The 16,347-nt window shown below is 63.9% G+C and carries 17 protein-coding genes and 1 tRNA gene; 3 read left to right on the forward strand and 15 right to left on the reverse strand.

The genetic code is table 11. The annotated features are described in order from the left end of the window. Positions 1-50 precede the first annotated feature (50 nt). The 9 genes from ACY65G_RS06990 to ACY65G_RS07030 form a co-directional block, all read right to left on the reverse strand. A complete protein-coding gene (locus tag ACY65G_RS06990; protein WP_464980723.1) occupies positions 51-530 on the reverse strand; it encodes an Hcp family type VI secretion system effector in 480 nt (159 codons plus the stop codon). Positions 531-583: 53 nt separating this feature from the next. After that, positions 584-2,071, reverse strand: coding sequence for a type VI secretion system contractile sheath large subunit (tssC, locus tag ACY65G_RS06995; RefSeq protein ID WP_464996646.1), 1,488 nt, complete (start codon positions 2,069-2,071; stop codon positions 584-586). Positions 2,072-2,074: 3 nt separating this feature from the next. Further along, complete coding sequence (tssB, locus tag ACY65G_RS07000) at positions 2,075-2,614, reverse strand: type VI secretion system contractile sheath small subunit (RefSeq protein WP_464996647.1); 540 nt, start codon at positions 2,612-2,614, stop codon at positions 2,075-2,077. A 90-nt stretch (positions 2,615-2,704) separates the two neighbouring features. Next, positions 2,705-3,727: a type VI secretion system protein TssA gene (gene tssA, locus ACY65G_RS07005; protein ID WP_464996648.1), complete on the reverse strand. Its 1,023-nt coding sequence runs from the start codon at positions 3,725-3,727 to the stop codon at positions 2,705-2,707. Positions 3,728-3,742: 15 nt separating this feature from the next. Next, positions 3,743-4,609, reverse strand: a complete 867-nt coding sequence (locus ACY65G_RS07010) for a PP2C family protein-serine/threonine phosphatase (RefSeq protein ID WP_464996649.1) — start codon at positions 4,607-4,609, stop codon at positions 3,743-3,745. Then, positions 4,591-4,779 carry a hypothetical protein gene (locus tag ACY65G_RS07015; protein WP_464996650.1) on the reverse strand — a complete coding sequence of 63 codons (189 nt, stop codon included), beginning with the start codon at positions 4,777-4,779 and terminating at the stop codon, positions 4,591-4,593. The genes ACY65G_RS07010 and ACY65G_RS07015 overlap by 19 nt, the downstream gene beginning before the upstream one ends. Then, positions 4,776-5,390 (reverse strand): sigma-70 family RNA polymerase sigma factor, encoded by a 615-nt coding sequence (locus ACY65G_RS07020; RefSeq protein WP_464996651.1) that lies wholly within the window; start codon positions 5,388-5,390, stop codon positions 4,776-4,778. The genes ACY65G_RS07015 and ACY65G_RS07020 overlap by 4 nt, the downstream gene beginning before the upstream one ends. A 144-nt stretch (positions 5,391-5,534) precedes the next feature. Beyond that, the gene (locus ACY65G_RS07025; RefSeq protein WP_464996652.1) at positions 5,535-6,236 is read right to left on the reverse strand and encodes a C80 family cysteine peptidase; all 702 of its coding nucleotides are present in this window, start codon (positions 6,234-6,236) and stop codon (positions 5,535-5,537) included. Positions 6,237-6,272: 36 nt separating this feature from the next. Then, positions 6,273-6,932, reverse strand: coding sequence for a hypothetical protein (locus ACY65G_RS07030; protein ID WP_464996653.1), 660 nt, complete (start codon positions 6,930-6,932; stop codon positions 6,273-6,275). Positions 6,933-7,337: 405 nt separating this feature from the next. Here ACY65G_RS07030 and ACY65G_RS07035 point away from each other — a divergent pair, with 405 nt between their 5' ends. The 3 genes from ACY65G_RS07035 (at position 7,338) to ACY65G_RS07045 (ending at position 9,617) form a co-directional block, all read left to right on the forward strand. Continuing rightward, positions 7,338-8,165 carry a 3-keto-disaccharide hydrolase gene (locus ACY65G_RS07035; RefSeq protein WP_464996654.1) on the forward strand — a complete coding sequence of 276 codons (828 nt, stop codon included), beginning with the start codon at positions 7,338-7,340 and terminating at the stop codon, positions 8,163-8,165. A gap of 368 nt (positions 8,166-8,533) precedes the next feature. Further along, a complete protein-coding gene (gene phaP, locus ACY65G_RS07040) occupies positions 8,534-9,097 on the forward strand; it encodes a TIGR01841 family phasin (RefSeq protein ID WP_464996655.1) in 564 nt (187 codons plus the stop codon). 307 nt (positions 9,098-9,404) lie between these two features. Then, a complete protein-coding gene (locus tag ACY65G_RS07045; protein ID WP_464996656.1) occupies positions 9,405-9,617 on the forward strand; it encodes a VF530 family protein in 213 nt (70 codons plus the stop codon). Between the two features lie 473 nt (positions 9,618-10,090). Here the strand turns inward: ACY65G_RS07045 and ACY65G_RS07050 are convergent. The 6 genes from ACY65G_RS07050 to cysS all read right to left on the reverse strand — a co-directional run bounded on the left by ACY65G_RS07050 (position 10,091) and on the right by cysS (position 16,262). Next, positions 10,091-10,183: transfer RNA gene (locus ACY65G_RS07050), tRNA-Ser, on the reverse strand. Positions 10,184-10,301: 118 nt separating this feature from the next. Then, positions 10,302-11,546 (reverse strand): aspartate kinase, encoded by a 1,245-nt coding sequence (locus tag ACY65G_RS07055; RefSeq protein ID WP_464996657.1) that lies wholly within the window; start codon positions 11,544-11,546, stop codon positions 10,302-10,304. A 133-nt stretch (positions 11,547-11,679) separates the two neighbouring features. Continuing rightward, positions 11,680-13,062, reverse strand: a complete 1,383-nt coding sequence (tilS, locus tag ACY65G_RS07060; RefSeq protein WP_464996658.1) for a tRNA lysidine(34) synthetase TilS — start codon at positions 13,060-13,062, stop codon at positions 11,680-11,682. Positions 13,063-13,167: 105 nt separating this feature from the next. Beyond that, entirely contained in the window at positions 13,168-14,142 is a 975-nt protein-coding gene (locus tag ACY65G_RS07065; RefSeq protein ID WP_464996659.1) for an acetyl-CoA carboxylase carboxyltransferase subunit alpha, read from the reverse strand. A 72-nt stretch (positions 14,143-14,214) separates the two neighbouring features. Further along, positions 14,215-14,877 (reverse strand): DNA-3-methyladenine glycosylase family protein, encoded by a 663-nt coding sequence (locus ACY65G_RS07070; RefSeq protein WP_130185097.1) that lies wholly within the window; start codon positions 14,875-14,877, stop codon positions 14,215-14,217. Next, a complete protein-coding gene (gene cysS, locus ACY65G_RS07075) occupies positions 14,877-16,262 on the reverse strand; it encodes a cysteine--tRNA ligase (RefSeq protein WP_464996660.1) in 1,386 nt (461 codons plus the stop codon). The genes ACY65G_RS07070 and cysS overlap by 1 nt, the downstream gene beginning before the upstream one ends. Positions 16,263-16,347 lie beyond the last annotated feature (85 nt).

Raw genomic sequence — 16,347 nt, forward strand, 5'->3', positions numbered from 1 at the left:
TCGGCGTCCGTCGCGGCGGCATGCCGGTGGTGTCATCGGGAGCGCACGCATCAGAAGGTGGCGTTGGTTTCCAGGTCCCACTTCTTCGGCGTGCCGGTAACGACCTTGTCGCCGGTGAACGAGTCGTACTGGTAGCTGATCTTCGTGAAGTTGATCGAGAACGTCTCGCTGGGCCGTTCGCCGCCGCTGCTGACCGAGTAAGAGCTGACGATCGCTTCCTCCAGCTCGATCTTCAGGAACACCTGCTCCTTCTTGTCGGCGCCGCCCGTATGGATGAAGTGCAGCTCGGCCTTGCCCAGGCTCATGCCGCAGACGGCCTGCATGAACAGGTCCGCCGAGGCGATGTCCGTGGCCTTGCTCAGCGAGATTTCCGAGAACGACGGGTTGCTCGTGTCGCGGTCGGCACCGCCGCCGCTGCTGGAGATGGCGCGGCCGACGCCCATCTGGATGGAATCGATGGTGATCCATTCCGTATGGCCGGCAACGGTGGACGTGCCCTTGATGGGCTTGGCGAATTTCAGCAGGATCATGGGTAACCTTTAAGTTGGAAATCAAGTTGGGAATGCGGGATGGGCCGCGCGCCTCACGCCTTGGCAGAAGGCAGTTTCGACACGAGGCGCAGCGACACGGTGAGCCCTTCGAGCTGGTAGTGCGGGCGCAGGAAGAACTTGGCGCCGTAGTAGCCGGGGTTGCCCTCGACTTCCTCGACCAGCACCTCGGCGCCGGCCAGCGGCTTGCGCGCCTTGTCGGCATCGGTGGCGGTGGCCGGGTTGTGTTCGACATAGCGGCCGATCCAGTTGTTCAGCCACGTTTCCATGTCGCTGCGCTCCTTGAACGAGCCGATCTTGTCGCGCACGATGCACTTCAGGTAGTGGGCGAAGCGGCACGTGGCGAACAGGTACGGCAGGCGCGCCGCCAGGTTGGCATTGGCGGTGGCGTCCGGGTCGTCGTATTCGGCCGGCTTGTGCAGCGACTGGGCGCCGATGAACGCCGCCAGGTCGCTGTTCTTCTTGTGGACCAGCGGCATGAAGCCATTCTTCGCCAGCTCCGCCTCGCGCCGGTCGCTGATGGCAATCTCGGTCGGGCATGTCATGTCGACGCCGCCATCGTCGGTCGGGAAGGTGTGCACCGGCAGGTTCTCGACGGCCCCGCCCGATTCGATGCCGCGGATCTGCGAGCACCAGCCGTAGCGCTTGAACGAGCGGTTGATGTTGACGGCCATTGCATAGGCCGCGTTGGCCCACGTGTAGTCGGCGGCGCGCGGCGCGCCCGTGGTTTCCTCGAAGTCGAATTCCTCGACCGGATTGGTGCGGGCGCCGTACGGCGCGCGGGCCAGGAAGCGCGGCATCGCCAGGCCGACATACCGCGCATCCTCGGATTCGCGGAACGAGCGCCACGCGGCGTGCTCGGGGGTCTGGAACAGCTTCGTCAGGTCGCGCGGGTTGGCCAGTTCCTGCCACGAATCCATCAGCATCACGCCGGGATCGGCGGCGCTGATCAGCGGCGCGTGGGCGGCGGCGGACACCTGCGCCATCTGGGTCAGCAATTCCACGTCCGGCGCGCTGTTGTCGAAGTAATAGTCGGCCACGAACGCGCCATACGGCTCGCCGCCGAACTGGCCGTACTCTTCCTCGTACAGCTTCTTGAAGACGGGGCTCTGGTCCCACGCCATGCCCTTGAACTTGCGCAGCGTGCGGTGCAGCTCCGGCTTCGAGATGTTCAGCACGCGGATCTTCAGCGTTTCATCGGTCTCGGTGTTGGTGACGAGGTAATGCAGGCCACGCCAGGCGCTTTCCACGGCCTGGAAGCCAGGATCATGCAACACATGGTTGATCTGCGCGGTCAGCTTCCTGTCGATCTCGCCGATCAGTCCTTCGATCGTGGCGAGCACGTCGCCGCCGATGACTGCCGCCCCCTGCAGCGCCTGCTCGGCCAGCGTGCGCACCGCATCCTCGACGGCGTCGCGCGCCTTGTCGGAGCGGGGCTTGAACTGCTGCCGCAGCAGGCTGGCGAAGTCGTCGGATTCCAGCGTGGCGAGCGCCGGCGCGGTCTGTTCTTCAATCATGTTCATCGGTCATTCCTGTGGTTGTGAATCGGCTTGCCCCGGCACGCCGGCGCCGACCGGACGCGGCGCGGCGGCCAGGGCCTGCATCAGCGCCGGGTCCCGCAGCAGCCGCGCGACCAGTTCCTCCGCACCGGTCTTGCCGTCCATGTAGGTAAGCAGGTTGGCGAGCTGGCTGCGCGCTTCGAGCAGCTTGCGCAGCGGCTCGACCTTGCGGGCGATCGCGCCCGGCGTGAAATCGTCCATGCTCTCGAACGTCAGGTCGAGCGCCAGGTTGCCCTCCCCGGTCAGCGTGTTCGGCACGCTGGCAACCACGCGCGGTTTCATCCCCTTCAACCGGTCGTCGAAGTTGTCGACATCGATTTCGAGGAACTTGCGTTCGGCCACCGGCGGCAGCGCTTCGGCCGGCTTGCCCGACAGGTCGGAGAACACGCCCATCACGAACGGCAGCTGCACCGTTTTCTCGGCGCCGTAGGCTTCGACGTCGTATTCGATCTGCACGCGGGGTGCGCGGTTTCGCGCAATGAATTTCTGACTGCTTTCCTTGGCCACGTTAGGCTCCATTCAAGTGTGGACGTCGACCGGGTGCCCGCGTCGGTGCGGGCCCGGATGCTTTGACTACCGATACGGTGGAGTTGCCGGCTATGACTCCGGGCGCACGCCGCTGACCTGCGCCAGCTGGCCCAGGCCGTCGGGCGCGAGCTCCCGCAGCAGCTCGGTGAAATTCTTGTCGACCAGACCCATGGCCCGCTGCAGCAGCAAGGGCACCGGGCTGGCCGGTTCGTGGCGGGCATACCAGCCGCATACGCGTTCGAGCTGGCGCACGACATCGGCACGGCTGCCGATCTCGCCATCGCGCGGCACGGCCGGCGGCGCGGGCGACCCGCCTTCCCGTACCGGCACATCCGCGCTTTCCGCGGCGGGGATAATCTTGTCGCGGTAAGGACCGATCGCCTGCAGCGCGCGGCGTAGCAGCCCGGCGAGCGGCGCGGTATCGAAACCGGCACCGGCGGGCAGCCGCGCGGCCAGTTCCGTGTCGATGTGCCGCACGCTGCCGGCGGCGGACTCCAGCGCCACCGCCGTCGCGGCCAGCGCCTCCGGGCCCGCCGCGGCGATGGCGGCTTCGATCAGCGCCGGCGCCACGACCGCTCCCTCGCCGTTCGCCGCGCCCTCGAAGTCGTGCAGCACGAAGGTGCCCACCGTGCGCGCCGAAACCAGCGGCGCGGCGCGCAGCTCGCGCAGCAAGCCGTCCGCATGCACCAGCGCGGCCAGCGTGTTGATGCGCAGCGTGGGATCGTCATCGTCGGCGGGGTCGAGTTGCGGATGCACGTCGTCCCACTGCGTCGCCAGCAGCGCGGCCACCAGCGAAAGCCCGGCCGCCAGGCCGGCGAAGCCGTCGAGGCCCAGCAGCGCGCGTGACAGGTGGACCGCCACGCGCAGGTCGCGGCTAATGGCCAGCAGGCCCAGAGCCTGCTCGCGGATCGCCTTCCAGTCCGGCGCGGTGGCCGCCGTGATCGTGCTGCCGTACTGCACTTCGGGCTTGCCCTTGACGGCTTGCTCCAGCGCCAGGAACCGTGGGTCGTATTCCAGGTTCTCGCCACAGGGCCGGACGTCGTCGAATGGTGCGGCCAGGGCCGCGATGGTGGTCGGGTTGGTATCGTTCATGTCGCTGTTCGCTTGTCATGACGACTTACGCAAGGCCGCCGCGATTGGACGCGGACGGCCGTATTTTTTTCTTGCGGCTGCTGGCACCTTGTCGAACCGCACCAGCACCGCCGTGACGTTGTCGCGGCTGGCGTACTGGCGCGCCAGGTCGAGCAGGCCCGCGCACGCTGCATCCAGCGGGGCCCGGCGGCACAGCAGCGCCTCGATCTGCGCATGCGGTACCCAGCCATGCAGGCCGTCGCTGCACAGCATCAGCAGGTCGCCCGCGCGCACGTCGTGGAAGGCCAGCTCGGGAATCACGCCGGGCGCCGGGCCGATCGCCTGCAGCAGCAGGTTGGCCGGCGGCAGCGTTCCGGGTGTGCCCGACTCCAGCGCCAGCTGGTAGGCGGTCTGGTCACGCGTCAGCTGCGTCAGTACGCCGTCGCGGCAGCGGTACAGGCGGCTATCGCCGACATGGAAGGAAACGATGGCGTCGAGCCCCGGCTGGAACTGCAGGCCGGTCAGCGTGCTGCCCATGCCAAGGCCCTCCGCATGGCCGCGCGAACGGTTCGCCTGGTACAGCGCCGTATTCGCGGCCTCGACGGCGTGACGGAGCGCGACAAGGCGATGCCAGCGCGGATCGATGTCGGTGGCATCGGCATCACCGCCCGGCGCCGCCTGTATCGCTTCCGCTGCGCTGACGGCCAGGTGGCGCACCAGTTCGGCAAGCGTGCCGGCGCTGGCGAACTCCCCTTCGGCATGGCCGCCCATGCCGTCGGCCACCGCCGCCAGGCGCAGTGCGGCATCGACGACGAAGCGGTCTTCGTTGCGCTGGCGTACGGCGCCTGCTTCGCTGGCGGCGCCGGTGCGCATGGCCAGGCGGGCTACCAGAACTTCACGCATGGTCCCGTCAGCACGAATGGGTTGGCCGGCGCCGCAGCCGCGGGGTCGGTCTCGAAACTCACGGCAAGGCGCGGTACCGTGGCGAACACCTGTTCCGCCGGCGCGCCCAGCGTAACCGTGCGCATGCCGGCGGCCAGCGTGTCGAGCAGTTCGGGGCGCTCGTAGTTCATCGCAGTGTCCCGGCGACGGCCTGGCAGTCCGCTTCGAGGCATTTGCGCAGCCGGTCCAGCCCGCGGCGCACCCAGGCTTTCACCGTTCCCGGCGGCACGCGCAGGTGTGCCGCCAGCTCAGAGTGCGACAGGCCGTTGTAGAAGGCCAGCGCGAGCGACTGGCGTTGTGCCGGTTCGAGCTGTGCCATGCAGCGGTTGACGGCGACCGTCTCGGTGGCGGCCGCAAACAGTTCGCGCGGATCGACGTGCCCGGCGTGATCCGCGGCGGCGTCCTCCGGCCCGTCGAGGCAGGCCTCGAGGGGTTCGGTGAGTGCCGTTTCGATCCTGGCCTTGCGCAGCCGGTCGAGCGCCTTGTTGCGCACAATGCTCATCAACCACGTCATCGGCGTGGACAGGCCGGCGGCATAGGTGCCGGCCTGCTGCCAGACATTGATGTAGGCGTCCTGCAGGGTTTCCTCGGCCGCGGCGCGGCTGCGCAGGAAGCGCAGGGCGACGCCGAACAGGTGGGCGCTGGTCAGGTCGTACAGTTGCCGGAACGCCGCCTGGTCCTTCAGCGCGACGCGGCCGAGCAGATCGACCAGCCGCTGGTTTTCGGGGGTGTGAGTATGCATGGTCCTGGTGATTGAGTGGAGTGTCGACATGGCATGGGCACCAGCACCGCGCTTGTTGCGTGGTGCCGATGCCGGTCCTGTCTACCTACGCCGCGGATCACTGCCTGGATGCACGATCATGCAGTGGGCGGCTCCTTGTTCGTATCACACGTCGATGTCGCTGGAATAGCGGCTGGATGCAAACCCCCTGGCGTCGCAGGAGAAGACGATCTTGCTGCTGGCCTGTTTCGAAACATGGTCGCCCGGGTCTTTCGAACCATGCCGGCGCGTGGTCTTTTTTCCGTCGCTGTCGACGATCACGTTCTGGACCCGCGCGTGGACCTGGTTGCGCAGGCCATGCTGGCACAGCCGATGGATCAGGTCGCGGGCAAACGACTGTTCGCTGAGGGCCGTCGCATTGATCGCGGTGGCGTCGGAATGCACGTGCGCCATTCCCCTGCCGGCCTGGCAGGAAGTGATGTTGATCTTGCAGTGACTGGCGAACCCCATGCCGACCAGGAAATTCGCCATCGCCATACCCCCGATGCCGCAGACGGTTGCCAGACTGCTGTTGCCGTGGCCACGAAGGATAAGTTCCGATTGATCGGTAAGGGCCGTCAGTCTCGTCCTGAATTCCTGCAGCGCGGCTGCAGGCATCAATTCGCTGGGCAGGACCATCTGGCTGCTTATACCAACCGGCATGTAGTCGTGGTAAGCGTTTCCTCGCGCGCACAGGTAGGTCAGAGTGTCGACCACCCATCCATCGCCCTTCAACCGCTTCCGCAAGGCGGCGGTGCCGTCATCGATCGACTGGTCACCCTTTGCACCTGTCTTGTCCATGAACTGGACGATCAGGATCTTGTCCACGTTTCTCATTGTTACCTTTCGGGAGATACCGCTGTACTAGGAAGGCTTGCCATCGATCTTGCACAGGAGCCTGGCGTAGTCGGCGTGCCCTGTCCCGCTCCCCTGGGGGCCGGCGAAGGCGGCCATATGCTCGCCCGCAGTCAGCTCCTGCCATGCAGGCCCGGGGGCAATCTGGCGCTGGGCCCACGTCACGGCAGTGCCATACTCCTTGGTCATCTTCTGGATACGCAGCCAGTCCAGTTCGGTGAACGCCGTACCCTCCAGGACCGCTTTGACGAACTTCTGCACGTACACCGAGCGCGCGCACTCGCTGAAGAGAAGGATGACGACGCTGCGATGCTGTTCATTCCCGTCGGCATAGAGATTCGGGCAGCTGAGCGCTTTCTCGATCACCTTGGAAGTCAGGAGGCGCGGCCATTGATGGTTGTACTTGTCCTCCGGCCAGAATTTCACCGCCTGGTCAGGCCCGCCCGCGGTCGCACCGGTAACCTTGAAATTCTCGCGCTCGACTTGTATGAAGCCGTTCCTGGGCTTGAATTTCGTACCATAGGGGATTCGCCAGACCTTTCCTGTGCCGCTTACGCCGACGGGGCGCAGGGTTCCTTCGTTCTGGTGCCATGCGCGCAATGCCTGGACCATCGCGGAATTGTCGAAAATTTCGGAGGTGATTTTGAAAATCGGTTCCGTGCCTGCCATTCGAGAGCCTTTCTCTGAGTAATGTCTGTGACGATCAGTGCCGGATCGGCGTCTGCACTATGTACGACAGGCTTCCGCGGTTGGATGCGCGCCAATGCGTTAGCGACATGCAGCGACGATGCGTTTACAGCGATGAGCGAACGCCTGCAATAACGTATCCGCCCCCCTCGTGCGACAGCATTGTTTTCAAACGCTGTGAATCTCGCAGTCAAGCCGAGGCAGCGCGGCGTTCACATCGAAGGCAGGAAGGCGCTTTTTTCGCCTGCGTCGTCGCGTCGCGCATAATCGAGGTTCAGCGGCCCTGCAAACGTGAGTTCGGGATCGAATCACACCTGCAGGCACCAGTTGACGCAGCTGAATTGCCAACCCGGGCATGCCTGTGCAGCCATGCCTTCCAAAGGACGAATGATGATGATAAAGACCGTTGCGGCCATGATTGGCTCGGCGATGTTTTCCGCTGCCGCACAAAACGGGCCCGCTCCCGGGCCGGACCCGAAGGACACGGAAGTATGGACAGCGGAACTGCCGCGCGTCATCCCCGGCTCCTCGACCAGCGCGCCTTCGGATGCGATCGTCCTGTTCGGCGGACAGAATCTTTCCGAATGGGTTTCGACTGCTTCGCCCGACAAGCCGGCCGACTGGATCGTGTCGGGCGGCACGATCACCGTGCGACCTGGGGCCGGCCATATCCAGACCAGGAGGCTGTTCACGGACTACCAGATCCACCTGGAGTGGCGTGTGCCGGCATCGGCCACAGGCAGCGGCCAGGGCAAAGGAAACAGCGGCCTGTTCCTGGCATCGACCGGCATCGACAGCGGATACGAGATCCAGATTCTCGACTGCGCCAACAACAGGACCTATGCCAACGGGCAGGCCGCCAGCATCTACAAGCAGCACATTCCGCTGGTGGACGCCTGCGCCGCAGTCGGCGACTGGCAGACCTACGACGTGGTCTGGACCGCGCCGCGCTTTGCCGCCGATGGGTCACTGCTGTCACCCGCCTATGTCACCGCCCTGCATAACGGCGTGCTGGTGCAGAACCATGTCGAAGTCCAGGGAGAGTCGGTGTATGCGGGCAAGCCGTCTTACCGCCAACATGGTCCCGCGCCGATCAAACTGCAGGATCATGGCGATGCGGTCAGCTTCCGCAATATCTGGGTAAGGCCACTCTCCGCCAGGGCTTCTTCGACCCGAACGGAGCCAGCCGCAAGCCAGCGCCAGAGCCAGCCCTAGCAGGTGCCCGCGTGCCGAGCGCCGACGTGAATGCCGGTGGCAATCCTGCGATACGGCTGCAAGACATCGAAGATCGCACCCGGTCGATGCCGGTCGATGCCGGTCGATGCGGTCGCGCCCGCCACCGATGCCGCCACGTCGGTTGTTGGATACAGCAGATGGCCCCTACTTGCCCCAGTGGAATGGACCGGTAGCAGCGGCAACCATTTTGAAAAACCGTGCCGTTACCATGACCACTTTTTTTGTGCACTGCACAAAACTTCGCTTGACATCCTGCTTCAGCCCTGTAAGCTTGGTTATGTTGCAGTGCACAATAACCCGGAGCGACTAATTACAGCTCCCATCAACCTTACTGAATGGAGCAATACATGTTTTCAATTCCTGAGCAATTTTCCAATGCAACGAAGGCTACTTTCCAGAGCCAGTTCGCCATCTTTTCGACCCTGACCGGCAAGGCGTTCGAGGGCATCGAAAAACTGGTCGACCTGAACCTGAGCGCTGCCAAGGCTTCGCTGGACAATTCGTCGGCTACCGCCAGGCAGCTGCTGTCGGCCAAGAATCCGCAAGAATTTTTCTCGCTGAGCACCGCCCAGGTCCAGCCTGCTGCTGAAAAAGCCGTGGCTTACGGCCGCCAGGTGTCGTCGATCGCTGCCGGTACCGCTGCCGAGTTCACGAAGGTCGCCCGGGAGCAAGCCCTGGAAACAAACCGCAACGTCATTTCGCTGGTCGACCAGGTAAGCAAGAACGCCCCGGCCGGCAGCGAGAAAGCCGTCGCCTTGTTCAAATCCGCACTGGGCGGCGCGGATGCCGGCTATCAGCAGCTTACCCAGGCGACGAAACAGGCTTCGGATGCGATCGAGGGCAATGTGAACGCGGCTGTCGAGCAATTCACGTCGGCAGTCAAGAACAGCCCGCTCGCTGCCGCCAAGTGATTTGAGCAGGCCCTGGCCGGCATGGATTCACGCCCGAAGCGTTGCTGCACGAAGCCGCTTCGGCATCCGTGAATCCCGTTTGCAAAGATCCTTATCCCGGCGCGACCGGGATATTTTTCGCCGGTTGATTGCGTGCCTTAGTGCTGGTGCTCCCCCGTACCCTGCGAGAACTTGTACGTATTCGCAGCTGAAAAGCATTCTCGTCACCACGCCCGAGGCCCCATCGTTGACCGCAGCGCCGGCGACAAGTTCCGCTGGTGGAGGCTCGCGGCTATACTGTCTGCCTGTCCGCCCAACTTCCTCTCACATGCGTGTGCAATCCCTGAATGGCATTACCCTGGAATCCTTGCTCACCCGGCTGGTCGAGCACTATGGCTGGCATGAGCTGGGTCGCCGCATCGACATCAATTGCTTTCGAAGCGACCCGAGCGTGAAGTCCAGCCTCAAGTTCCTGCGTCGTACGCCATGGGCACGCACGCAGGTGGAAGCGCTGTTCCTGGATACCGAGTTTCCCGACTGACGAGGACGACTTGGTCGACACGATCGCGCTCATTCGTCGGCGCGGGGTTGTGTTGCAGGCATCCAGTCTTCGAATTACTGTCGTCGGTCTGTACAAAGAAAATGACATCCCGCAGGGGATGTCATTTTCTTTGTACATCCTGCCGGCTTCGCCGAAAGACGATGCATACGCCGCGCGCCCTCGGCGCGCGAGGCTGGCGCTAAAGCGCCAGCAGATGGGCGATTCGGAGAGCCCGGGCTTGGCAGGGCCCGGTCTTCGAATCCCACCGTCGATCCGTCCGTCCTGCCATCCTCGGCGAAAGATGATGCGTACGCCGCGCGCCCTCGGCGCGCGAGGCTGGCGCTAAAGCGCCAGCAGATGGGCGATTCGGAGAGCCCCCGCGCCTGCAGGCGCGTGGTCTTCGAATCCCACCGTCGATCCGTCCGGAACAAAGCAAAACGGCCTCCCGCAGGGGAGGCCGTTTTACTTTGTTCTGGCGGAGACGGTGGGATTCGAACCCACGATACGGGTATAAGCCATATGCTTCCTTAGCAGGGAAGTGCCTTCGGCCACTCGGCCACGTCTCCTAGATGATTACTCACCTATCATCTTTTCTGCAACATTTCTGCGTCAGATCAGATGCCCGCCATAGTAATTGCCAGGACCTGTTTGGTCAAGGAAATCGGCGGTTTTTTTCTGAAATGTTTACTCTTTTTCCAACTCGAATGCCTTGTGCAGCGCGCGCACGGCCAGTTCCATGTATTTCTCGTCGATCAGCACGGAAATCTTGATCTCGGAGGTCGAGATCATCATGATGTTGATGCTTTCGTCGGCCAGCGTGCGGAACATCTGCGAGGCCACGCCCACGTGGCTGCGCATGCCCACGCCGACGACGGAGATCTTCGATACTTTCGCGTCGCCGACCAGCGAAGCAAAGCCGAGTTCGCCCTTCTGCCCTTCCAGCACTTCCAGCGCCTTGTTGTAGTCGTTGCGGGAGACGGTGAACGTGAAGTCGGTCTTGCCTTCGACGGACTGGTTCTGGATGATCATGTCCACTTCGATATTGGCGTCGGCCACCGGGCCCAGGATGTGGTAAGCCACGCCCGGGCGGTCAGGCACGCCCATGACGGTGATTTTGGCTTCATCGCGGTTGAAGGCGATGCCGGAGATGACTGCTTGTTCCATGTTGTCTTCCTCAAACGAAATCAGGGTACCGGACTTGGCTTCCTCGGCCAGGTCCATCAGCGGGTCGGTCAGCGACGACAGCACGCGGGTCGGCACGCGGTAGTTGCCGGCGAATTCCACCGAACGCGTCTGCAGCACTTTCGAGCCCAGCGACGCCATTTCCAGCATTTCCTCGAACGTGATGTTCTTCAGGCGGCGGGCTTCCGACACCACGCGCGGGTCGGTCGTGTAGACGCCGTCCACGTCGGTGTAGATCAGGCATTCGTCGGCCTTCAGCGCGGCGGCGATCGCCACGGCCGAAGTATCCGAACCGCCGCGGCCCAGCGTGGCGATGTTGCTGTTTTCATCCACGCCCTGGAAGCCGGTGATGATCACGATCCTGTTCTGGTCCAGGTCGGCGCGCACGCGCTTGTCGTCGATCGACTGGATGCGCGCCTTGGTGAACGCGGAGTCGGTCTTGATACCGACCTGCCAGCCCGCGTACGAGACGGCAGCCTTGCCGATCGCCTGCAGGGCCATCGACAGCAGGCCGACGGAGACCTGTTCGCCGGTCGAGGCGATCATGTCCAGTTCGCGTGGGTCGGGCGGATTCTGGATTTCCTTGGCCAGCGCGATCAGGCGATTGGTTTCGCCGGACATTGCCGACGGCACCACCACCACCTGGTGTCCCGCATCGTGCCATTTGGCGACGCGCCGCGCGACATTCTTGATACGGTCCGTCGATCCCATCGACGTCCCGCCGTATTTATGAACGATTAAAGCCATTGCGTTTTTCAATCGGTTGAAGTAAGGGAGCCCTTTACTGTACCTGCTGCAATGCAAAAGAACAAGTCAAAAAAGTAATGAAGTCATACACTTAGGGCATAAGCTCATAAGAAAGCCGCCGAATCGCCAAACTTTATTCTGCCTGCCAGCGCAAAACCACATTCAAATTCGAACCGGCAGCGACATAATGGCAATCCATGCCGATGCCCGCTGCAAACAACAATCGCCCCGGAATGCCGACCACGGGCAGGCGGGAGCGCTGCCAGGCCGGCGTGCCCATGGCCTGGTGATGCTGCTTCAGGCCGCGCGTGGGGCGGTTCGGCGCGAGCTTCAAACGTTCGCCGCCGCGACGGAACGAGATCGTCAATTGCTGCTGCTGAAGCCACTGGGCTGCGATCCCCTCCTCCGCCTGGTCGAAATGCAGCGTGCCGCCATAATCGGGGAAAGCGATCGACGCTTCGCCGTTCCAGCGGAAGTGCTGGACGGGGCGCTCGTCGTATTCATCCTCCTCGGCGCCGGCCAGGTCTTTCGGCTTCGGCACCAGGTGCACGCGGCCGCGGTGGCGGCGCACTTCGCAGTCGGGGTGCGAGACGAGCAGCTCCGCACCCTCGCGCGCCTCCAGCAATTGCGCGACCATCTCGGCCAGCCACGCGGCCGAAGGAATGCGGATGCCGCGCACGCCGAACCAGTGGCGCAGCAGGTTGTTGCGGCGGTCCTCGCCCAGCGCGCGCAGCTGGTCGACCGCGATGCTGTCCTCCGCCAGCCCGGCCTGCAGATCCTGCTCGGCAAGCTCGGTCAGCAGCCGCTGGGCGGCGCGCGCATGCGCGGCACTGCGGGCAAAGCGTTCCTGGAAGCCCGGAAAGGCCGCGGCGAGTGCCGGCATCACCGTGTGGCGCAGCGCGTTGCGGGCGTAGCGGGTGTCGGCGTTCGACTCGTCGTCGATGTGCGCGATTTCGTGTTCGCGCTTGCAGGCTTCCAGTTGCGCACGCGAGGCTTCCAGCAGCGGGCGGGCAAGCACGATGTCGTCGCTGCCCAGCAGGCCGGGCGCCGTGTTGAACGCATCCATGCCGGAGAGGCCGGCGGGGCCCGCGCCGCGCGCCAGTTGCAGTAGTACCGTTTCGGCCTGGTCGTCGAGGTGGTGGGCCGTCAGCAGCAGCGTGACGCCATGCTCGCGGCACAACTCGCCCAGGGCCGCGTAGCGCGCCTGCCGTGCCGACGCCTCGGTGCCGGCCTTGCGGTCCGCCACCGTGACCCTGCGGGCTGCGAACGTGATGCCGAGCCTGGCGCATTCGGCCGCGCAATGGGCTTCCCACGCATCCGCGTTCGGGCTCAGGCCATGGTGGATGTGGAAGGCGAATAGTGGCGCCTCACCGCTGCTTGCATGGGCCAGGTGCAGCAGGACGGAGGAATCGAGGCCGCCGCTGTAGGCAATGGCGATGGGCTGGTCGTGGGAGCGCGGCAGCGCGGACAGTGCGGTGGAAAATACGGTAGCGAGATCGGAATGGCGCGGATTCATAAACGTGGCAAAAAAACAAAATGGGGACGGACCCCATTTTCCAAGCAATGTTTCTCGGAAAATGGGGTCCGTCCCCATTTTTGAAGCAAGTTTTTTTGCTGGGAATTATTCCGGCAAGGTCGTTTCCTTGAACTTGCCGTAGCTCATCAGCTTCTGGTGGCGGGCGTCCAGCAGGTCTTTCGTCTTGACGCCCTGGAACTGGCGCAGCGAGTCGGCCAGCGCGCGTTTCAGCAGGCGGGCCATTTCCTTCGGGTCGCGGTGGGCGCCGCCCAGCGGTTCGGACACGATCTTGTCGACCAGGCCCATGGCTTTCAGGCGGTGGGCGGTCAGGCCGAGGGCTTCGGCGGCTTCGGACGCGCGCTCGGCCGTCTTCCACAGGATCGATGCGCAGCCTTCCGGCGAAATCACGGAATACGTGGCGTATTGCAGCATCAGCACGGAGTCGCCCACGGCGATCGCCAGCGCGCCGCCGGAGCCGCCTTCGCCGATGATCGTGGCGATCAGCGGCACCTTCAGTTCGGCCATCACATAGAGGTTGTGGCCGATCGCCTCGGACTGGCCGCGCTCTTCGGCGTCGATGCCGGGGAACGCGCCAGGCGTGTCGACGAACGTGAAGATCGGCAGGTTGAACTTCTCGGCCACCTTCATCAGGCGCATGGCCTTGCGGTAGCCTTCCGGCTTGGGCATGCCGAAGTTGCGCAGTGCGCGCTCCTTCGTGTCGCGCCCCTTCTGGTGGCCGATGACCATGCAGGGCTGGCCATTGAAGCGGGCCAGGCCGCCGACGATCGACTGGTCGTCGGCATACGTGCGGTCGCCGTGCAGCTCGTGGAAGTCGGTGAAGATCTCGTTCACGTAATCCATCGTGTACGGCCGCTGCGGATGGCGGGCGATCTGCGACACCTGCCATGGCGTCAGCTTGGCGTAGATGTCCTTGGTCAGTTGTTGGCTCTTCTTGGCCAGGCGGTCGATTTCTTCCGAAATGTCGACGGCCGAATCGTCCTGCACGAAGCGCAGCTCTTCAATCTTGGAATCGAGCTCCGCGATGGGCTGTTCAAAATTGAGGAAAGTAGTTTTGGTCATTGGTCCTCCGAGAGTATGAACCCAGGGCGCGCTCGCGCAGGCGGGAGCGGGCGAGGCTTCAGAATTTTTTGGCTATTCTACCGGAACAGGATCGAGGCTACGCCACAAATACCAGGTAGCAACGGTGCGATACGGTTCCCAGTTCGCCGACACTTCGCGCGCGTCGCTGCGCGAAACAGGCTCCCCGGAAAAATAGTTGTGGCTGATGCCCGCGATCAGGCGCGGGTCATCCAGCGGCAGCACGTTCGGCCGCAGCAGGTTAAAGATCAGGAACATTTCCGCTGTCCAGCGCGTGATGCCGCGAATCTGGACCAGCTCCGCGATGACGGCTTCATCCTCCATCTGGTGCCATTCGCCGGCATGCACTTTCCTTGCCTTGAAATTGTCGGCCAGGTCGAGGATGTATTCGGTCTTGCGCTTCGAGAGGCCGCAGGCGGCCAGCTCCACCGCGCCGGCCTTGATGACGAGCGCGGGCGTGAACTTCGGGATCGCCAGCAGCAGCTTTTGCCATGCCGCGTTGGCGGCCTTGGGCGTGACCTGCTGGTTGACGATCGAGCGTGCCAGGGTGGTGAACGGGTCGTCGTGCCCCACCAGGTGCAGGTCGCCGAACTGGGGAATGAGCTTGTTCATGATGCGGTCGCGCCGCATCAGTTCGGCCTTCGCCTCTTCCCAGTATGGCGGCACGGCCACCTGGCGGCCCGCGCCGCCCGATTTGTCCCTGGACTGGAGAGCCATTATGCGCGGCGCCAGTTCGTCGTACCGTCGGGCTTGTCTTCGAGGACGACGCCGGCAGCCAGCAGGTCGGCGCGGATCTTGTCCGCCTGCGCGAAGTCGCGCGCCTTCTTCGCCGCCGCACGGGCAGCGATCGCTTCCGCAATGGACGCTTCGCCGAACGCATCGGCCACACCGGCCTGCAGGAATGCCTGTGGGCTGCGTTCCAGCAGGCCCAGCACGCCGGCCAGGCCTTGCAGCTGGCGCACCGCTTCCGGCGACTTCGAGCGATTGACTTCGGATGCCAGCTCGAACAGCACGGCCACGGCGACGGGCGTGTTGAAATCGTCGTCCATGGCTTCCGCGAAGCGCTTCGCGTGGTCTTCGTTCCAGTCCAGTGCCGCGCCATCGCCTTCGACGCCATCGAGCGCCGTGTACAGGCGCGTGAGGGCGCCGCGCGCGTCGTCGATATGCACGTCGGAATAATTCAGCGGGCTGCGGTAATGGGCGCGCAGGATGAAGAAGCGCACCACTTCGGCGTCGAACTTTTTCAGCACGTCGCGGATCGTGAAGAAATTGCCGAGCGACTTCGACATCTTCTCGTTATCGACGCGCACGAAGCCGTTATGGACCCAGTAGTTCGCCAGCGGCTTGCCGAACGCGCCTTCCGATTGCGCGATTTCGTTTTCGTGGTGGGGGAACTGCAGATCCTGGCCACCGCCGTGGATGTCGAACTGTTCGCCCAGCAGCGCGCAGGCCATCGCCGAGCACTCGATGTGCCAGCCCGGGCGGCCACTGCCCCACTTCGATTGCCATTTCACTTCGGCCGGTTCGCTTTCCTTCGATGCCTTCCACAGCACGAAGTCGAGCGGATCGCGCTTGCCGGTGTTGACGTCCACGCGTTCGCCGGCGCGCAGGTCGTCGAGCGACTTGCCGGACAATTTGCCGTAGCCTTCGAAGCCGCGCACGACGTAGTTCACGTCGCCGTCCTCGCCCTGGTAGGCCAGGCCTTTCGCTTCCAGCTGCTCGATGATCGACAGCATTTGCGGCACATATTCGGTGGCGTGCGGCACGTTCGTCGGCGGCAGAATGCCCAGCGCGGTCGTGTCTTCATCCATGTAGCGCTCGAAACGCGACGTCAGCGCGCGGACCGATTCGTTGTTGTCGACCGCGCGGCGGATGATCTTGTCGTCGATGTCCGTCACGTTGCGCACGTATTGCACATCGTAGCCCGATGTCGTCAGCCAGCGGTAGATCACGTCGAACGCCATCATCATGCGCGCGTGGCCCACGTGGCAGTAATCGTAGACCGTGATACCGCAGACATACATGCGGACCTTGCCGGACTCGATCGGAGTGAACGTCTGCTTGTCGCGCGCCAGCGTGTTATAGATCTTTAAGTTGCTCATCGGACTCTTATTCTTTGCGAATGCCACCGCCAGCGCGCAATGAGAAAGCCGGGCACCGGCTTGCACGCCGCGCCGGGTTTCTCGT

It is taken from the genome of Pseudoduganella sp. jia 12, assembly GCF_055502675.1.

What these genes read in the sequence shown, in the direction of transcription:
- ACY65G_RS06990 (WP_464980723.1), bottom strand. Translation starts at nt 530, where the DNA reads ATGATCCTGCTGAAATTCGCCAAGCCCATCAAGGGCACGTCCACCGTT.
- tssC (WP_464996646.1), bottom strand. Translation starts at nt 2,071, where the DNA reads ATGAACATGATTGAAGAACAGACCGCGCCGGCGCTCGCCACGCTGGAA.
- tssA (WP_464996648.1), bottom strand. Translation starts at nt 3,727, where the DNA reads ATGAACGATACCAACCCGACCACCATCGCGGCCCTGGCCGCACCATTC.
- ACY65G_RS07010 (WP_464996649.1), bottom strand. Translation starts at nt 4,609, where the DNA reads ATGCGTGAAGTTCTGGTAGCCCGCCTGGCCATGCGCACCGGCGCCGCC.
- ACY65G_RS07015 (WP_464996650.1), bottom strand. Translation starts at nt 4,779, where the DNA reads ATGAACTACGAGCGCCCCGAACTGCTCGACACGCTGGCCGCCGGCATG.
- ACY65G_RS07020 (WP_464996651.1), bottom strand. Translation starts at nt 5,390, where the DNA reads ATGCATACTCACACCCCCGAAAACCAGCGGCTGGTCGATCTGCTCGGC.
- ACY65G_RS07030 (WP_464996653.1), bottom strand. Translation starts at nt 6,932, where the DNA reads ATGGCAGGCACGGAACCGATTTTCAAAATCACCTCCGAAATTTTCGAC.
- ACY65G_RS07035 (WP_464996654.1), top strand. Translation starts at nt 7,338, where the DNA reads ATGATGATGATAAAGACCGTTGCGGCCATGATTGGCTCGGCGATGTTT.
- phaP (WP_464996655.1), top strand. Translation starts at nt 8,534, where the DNA reads ATGTTTTCAATTCCTGAGCAATTTTCCAATGCAACGAAGGCTACTTTC.
- ACY65G_RS07045 (WP_464996656.1), top strand. Translation starts at nt 9,405, where the DNA reads ATGCGTGTGCAATCCCTGAATGGCATTACCCTGGAATCCTTGCTCACC.
- ACY65G_RS07055 (WP_464996657.1), bottom strand. Translation starts at nt 11,546, where the DNA reads ATGGCTTTAATCGTTCATAAATACGGCGGGACGTCGATGGGATCGACG.
- tilS (WP_464996658.1), bottom strand. Translation starts at nt 13,062, where the DNA reads ATGAATCCGCGCCATTCCGATCTCGCTACCGTATTTTCCACCGCACTG.
- ACY65G_RS07065 (WP_464996659.1), bottom strand. Translation starts at nt 14,142, where the DNA reads ATGACCAAAACTACTTTCCTCAATTTTGAACAGCCCATCGCGGAGCTC.
- ACY65G_RS07070 (WP_130185097.1), bottom strand. Translation starts at nt 14,877, where the DNA reads ATGGCTCTCCAGTCCAGGGACAAATCGGGCGGCGCGGGCCGCCAGGTG.
- cysS (WP_464996660.1), bottom strand. Translation starts at nt 16,262, where the DNA reads ATGAGCAACTTAAAGATCTATAACACGCTGGCGCGCGACAAGCAGACG.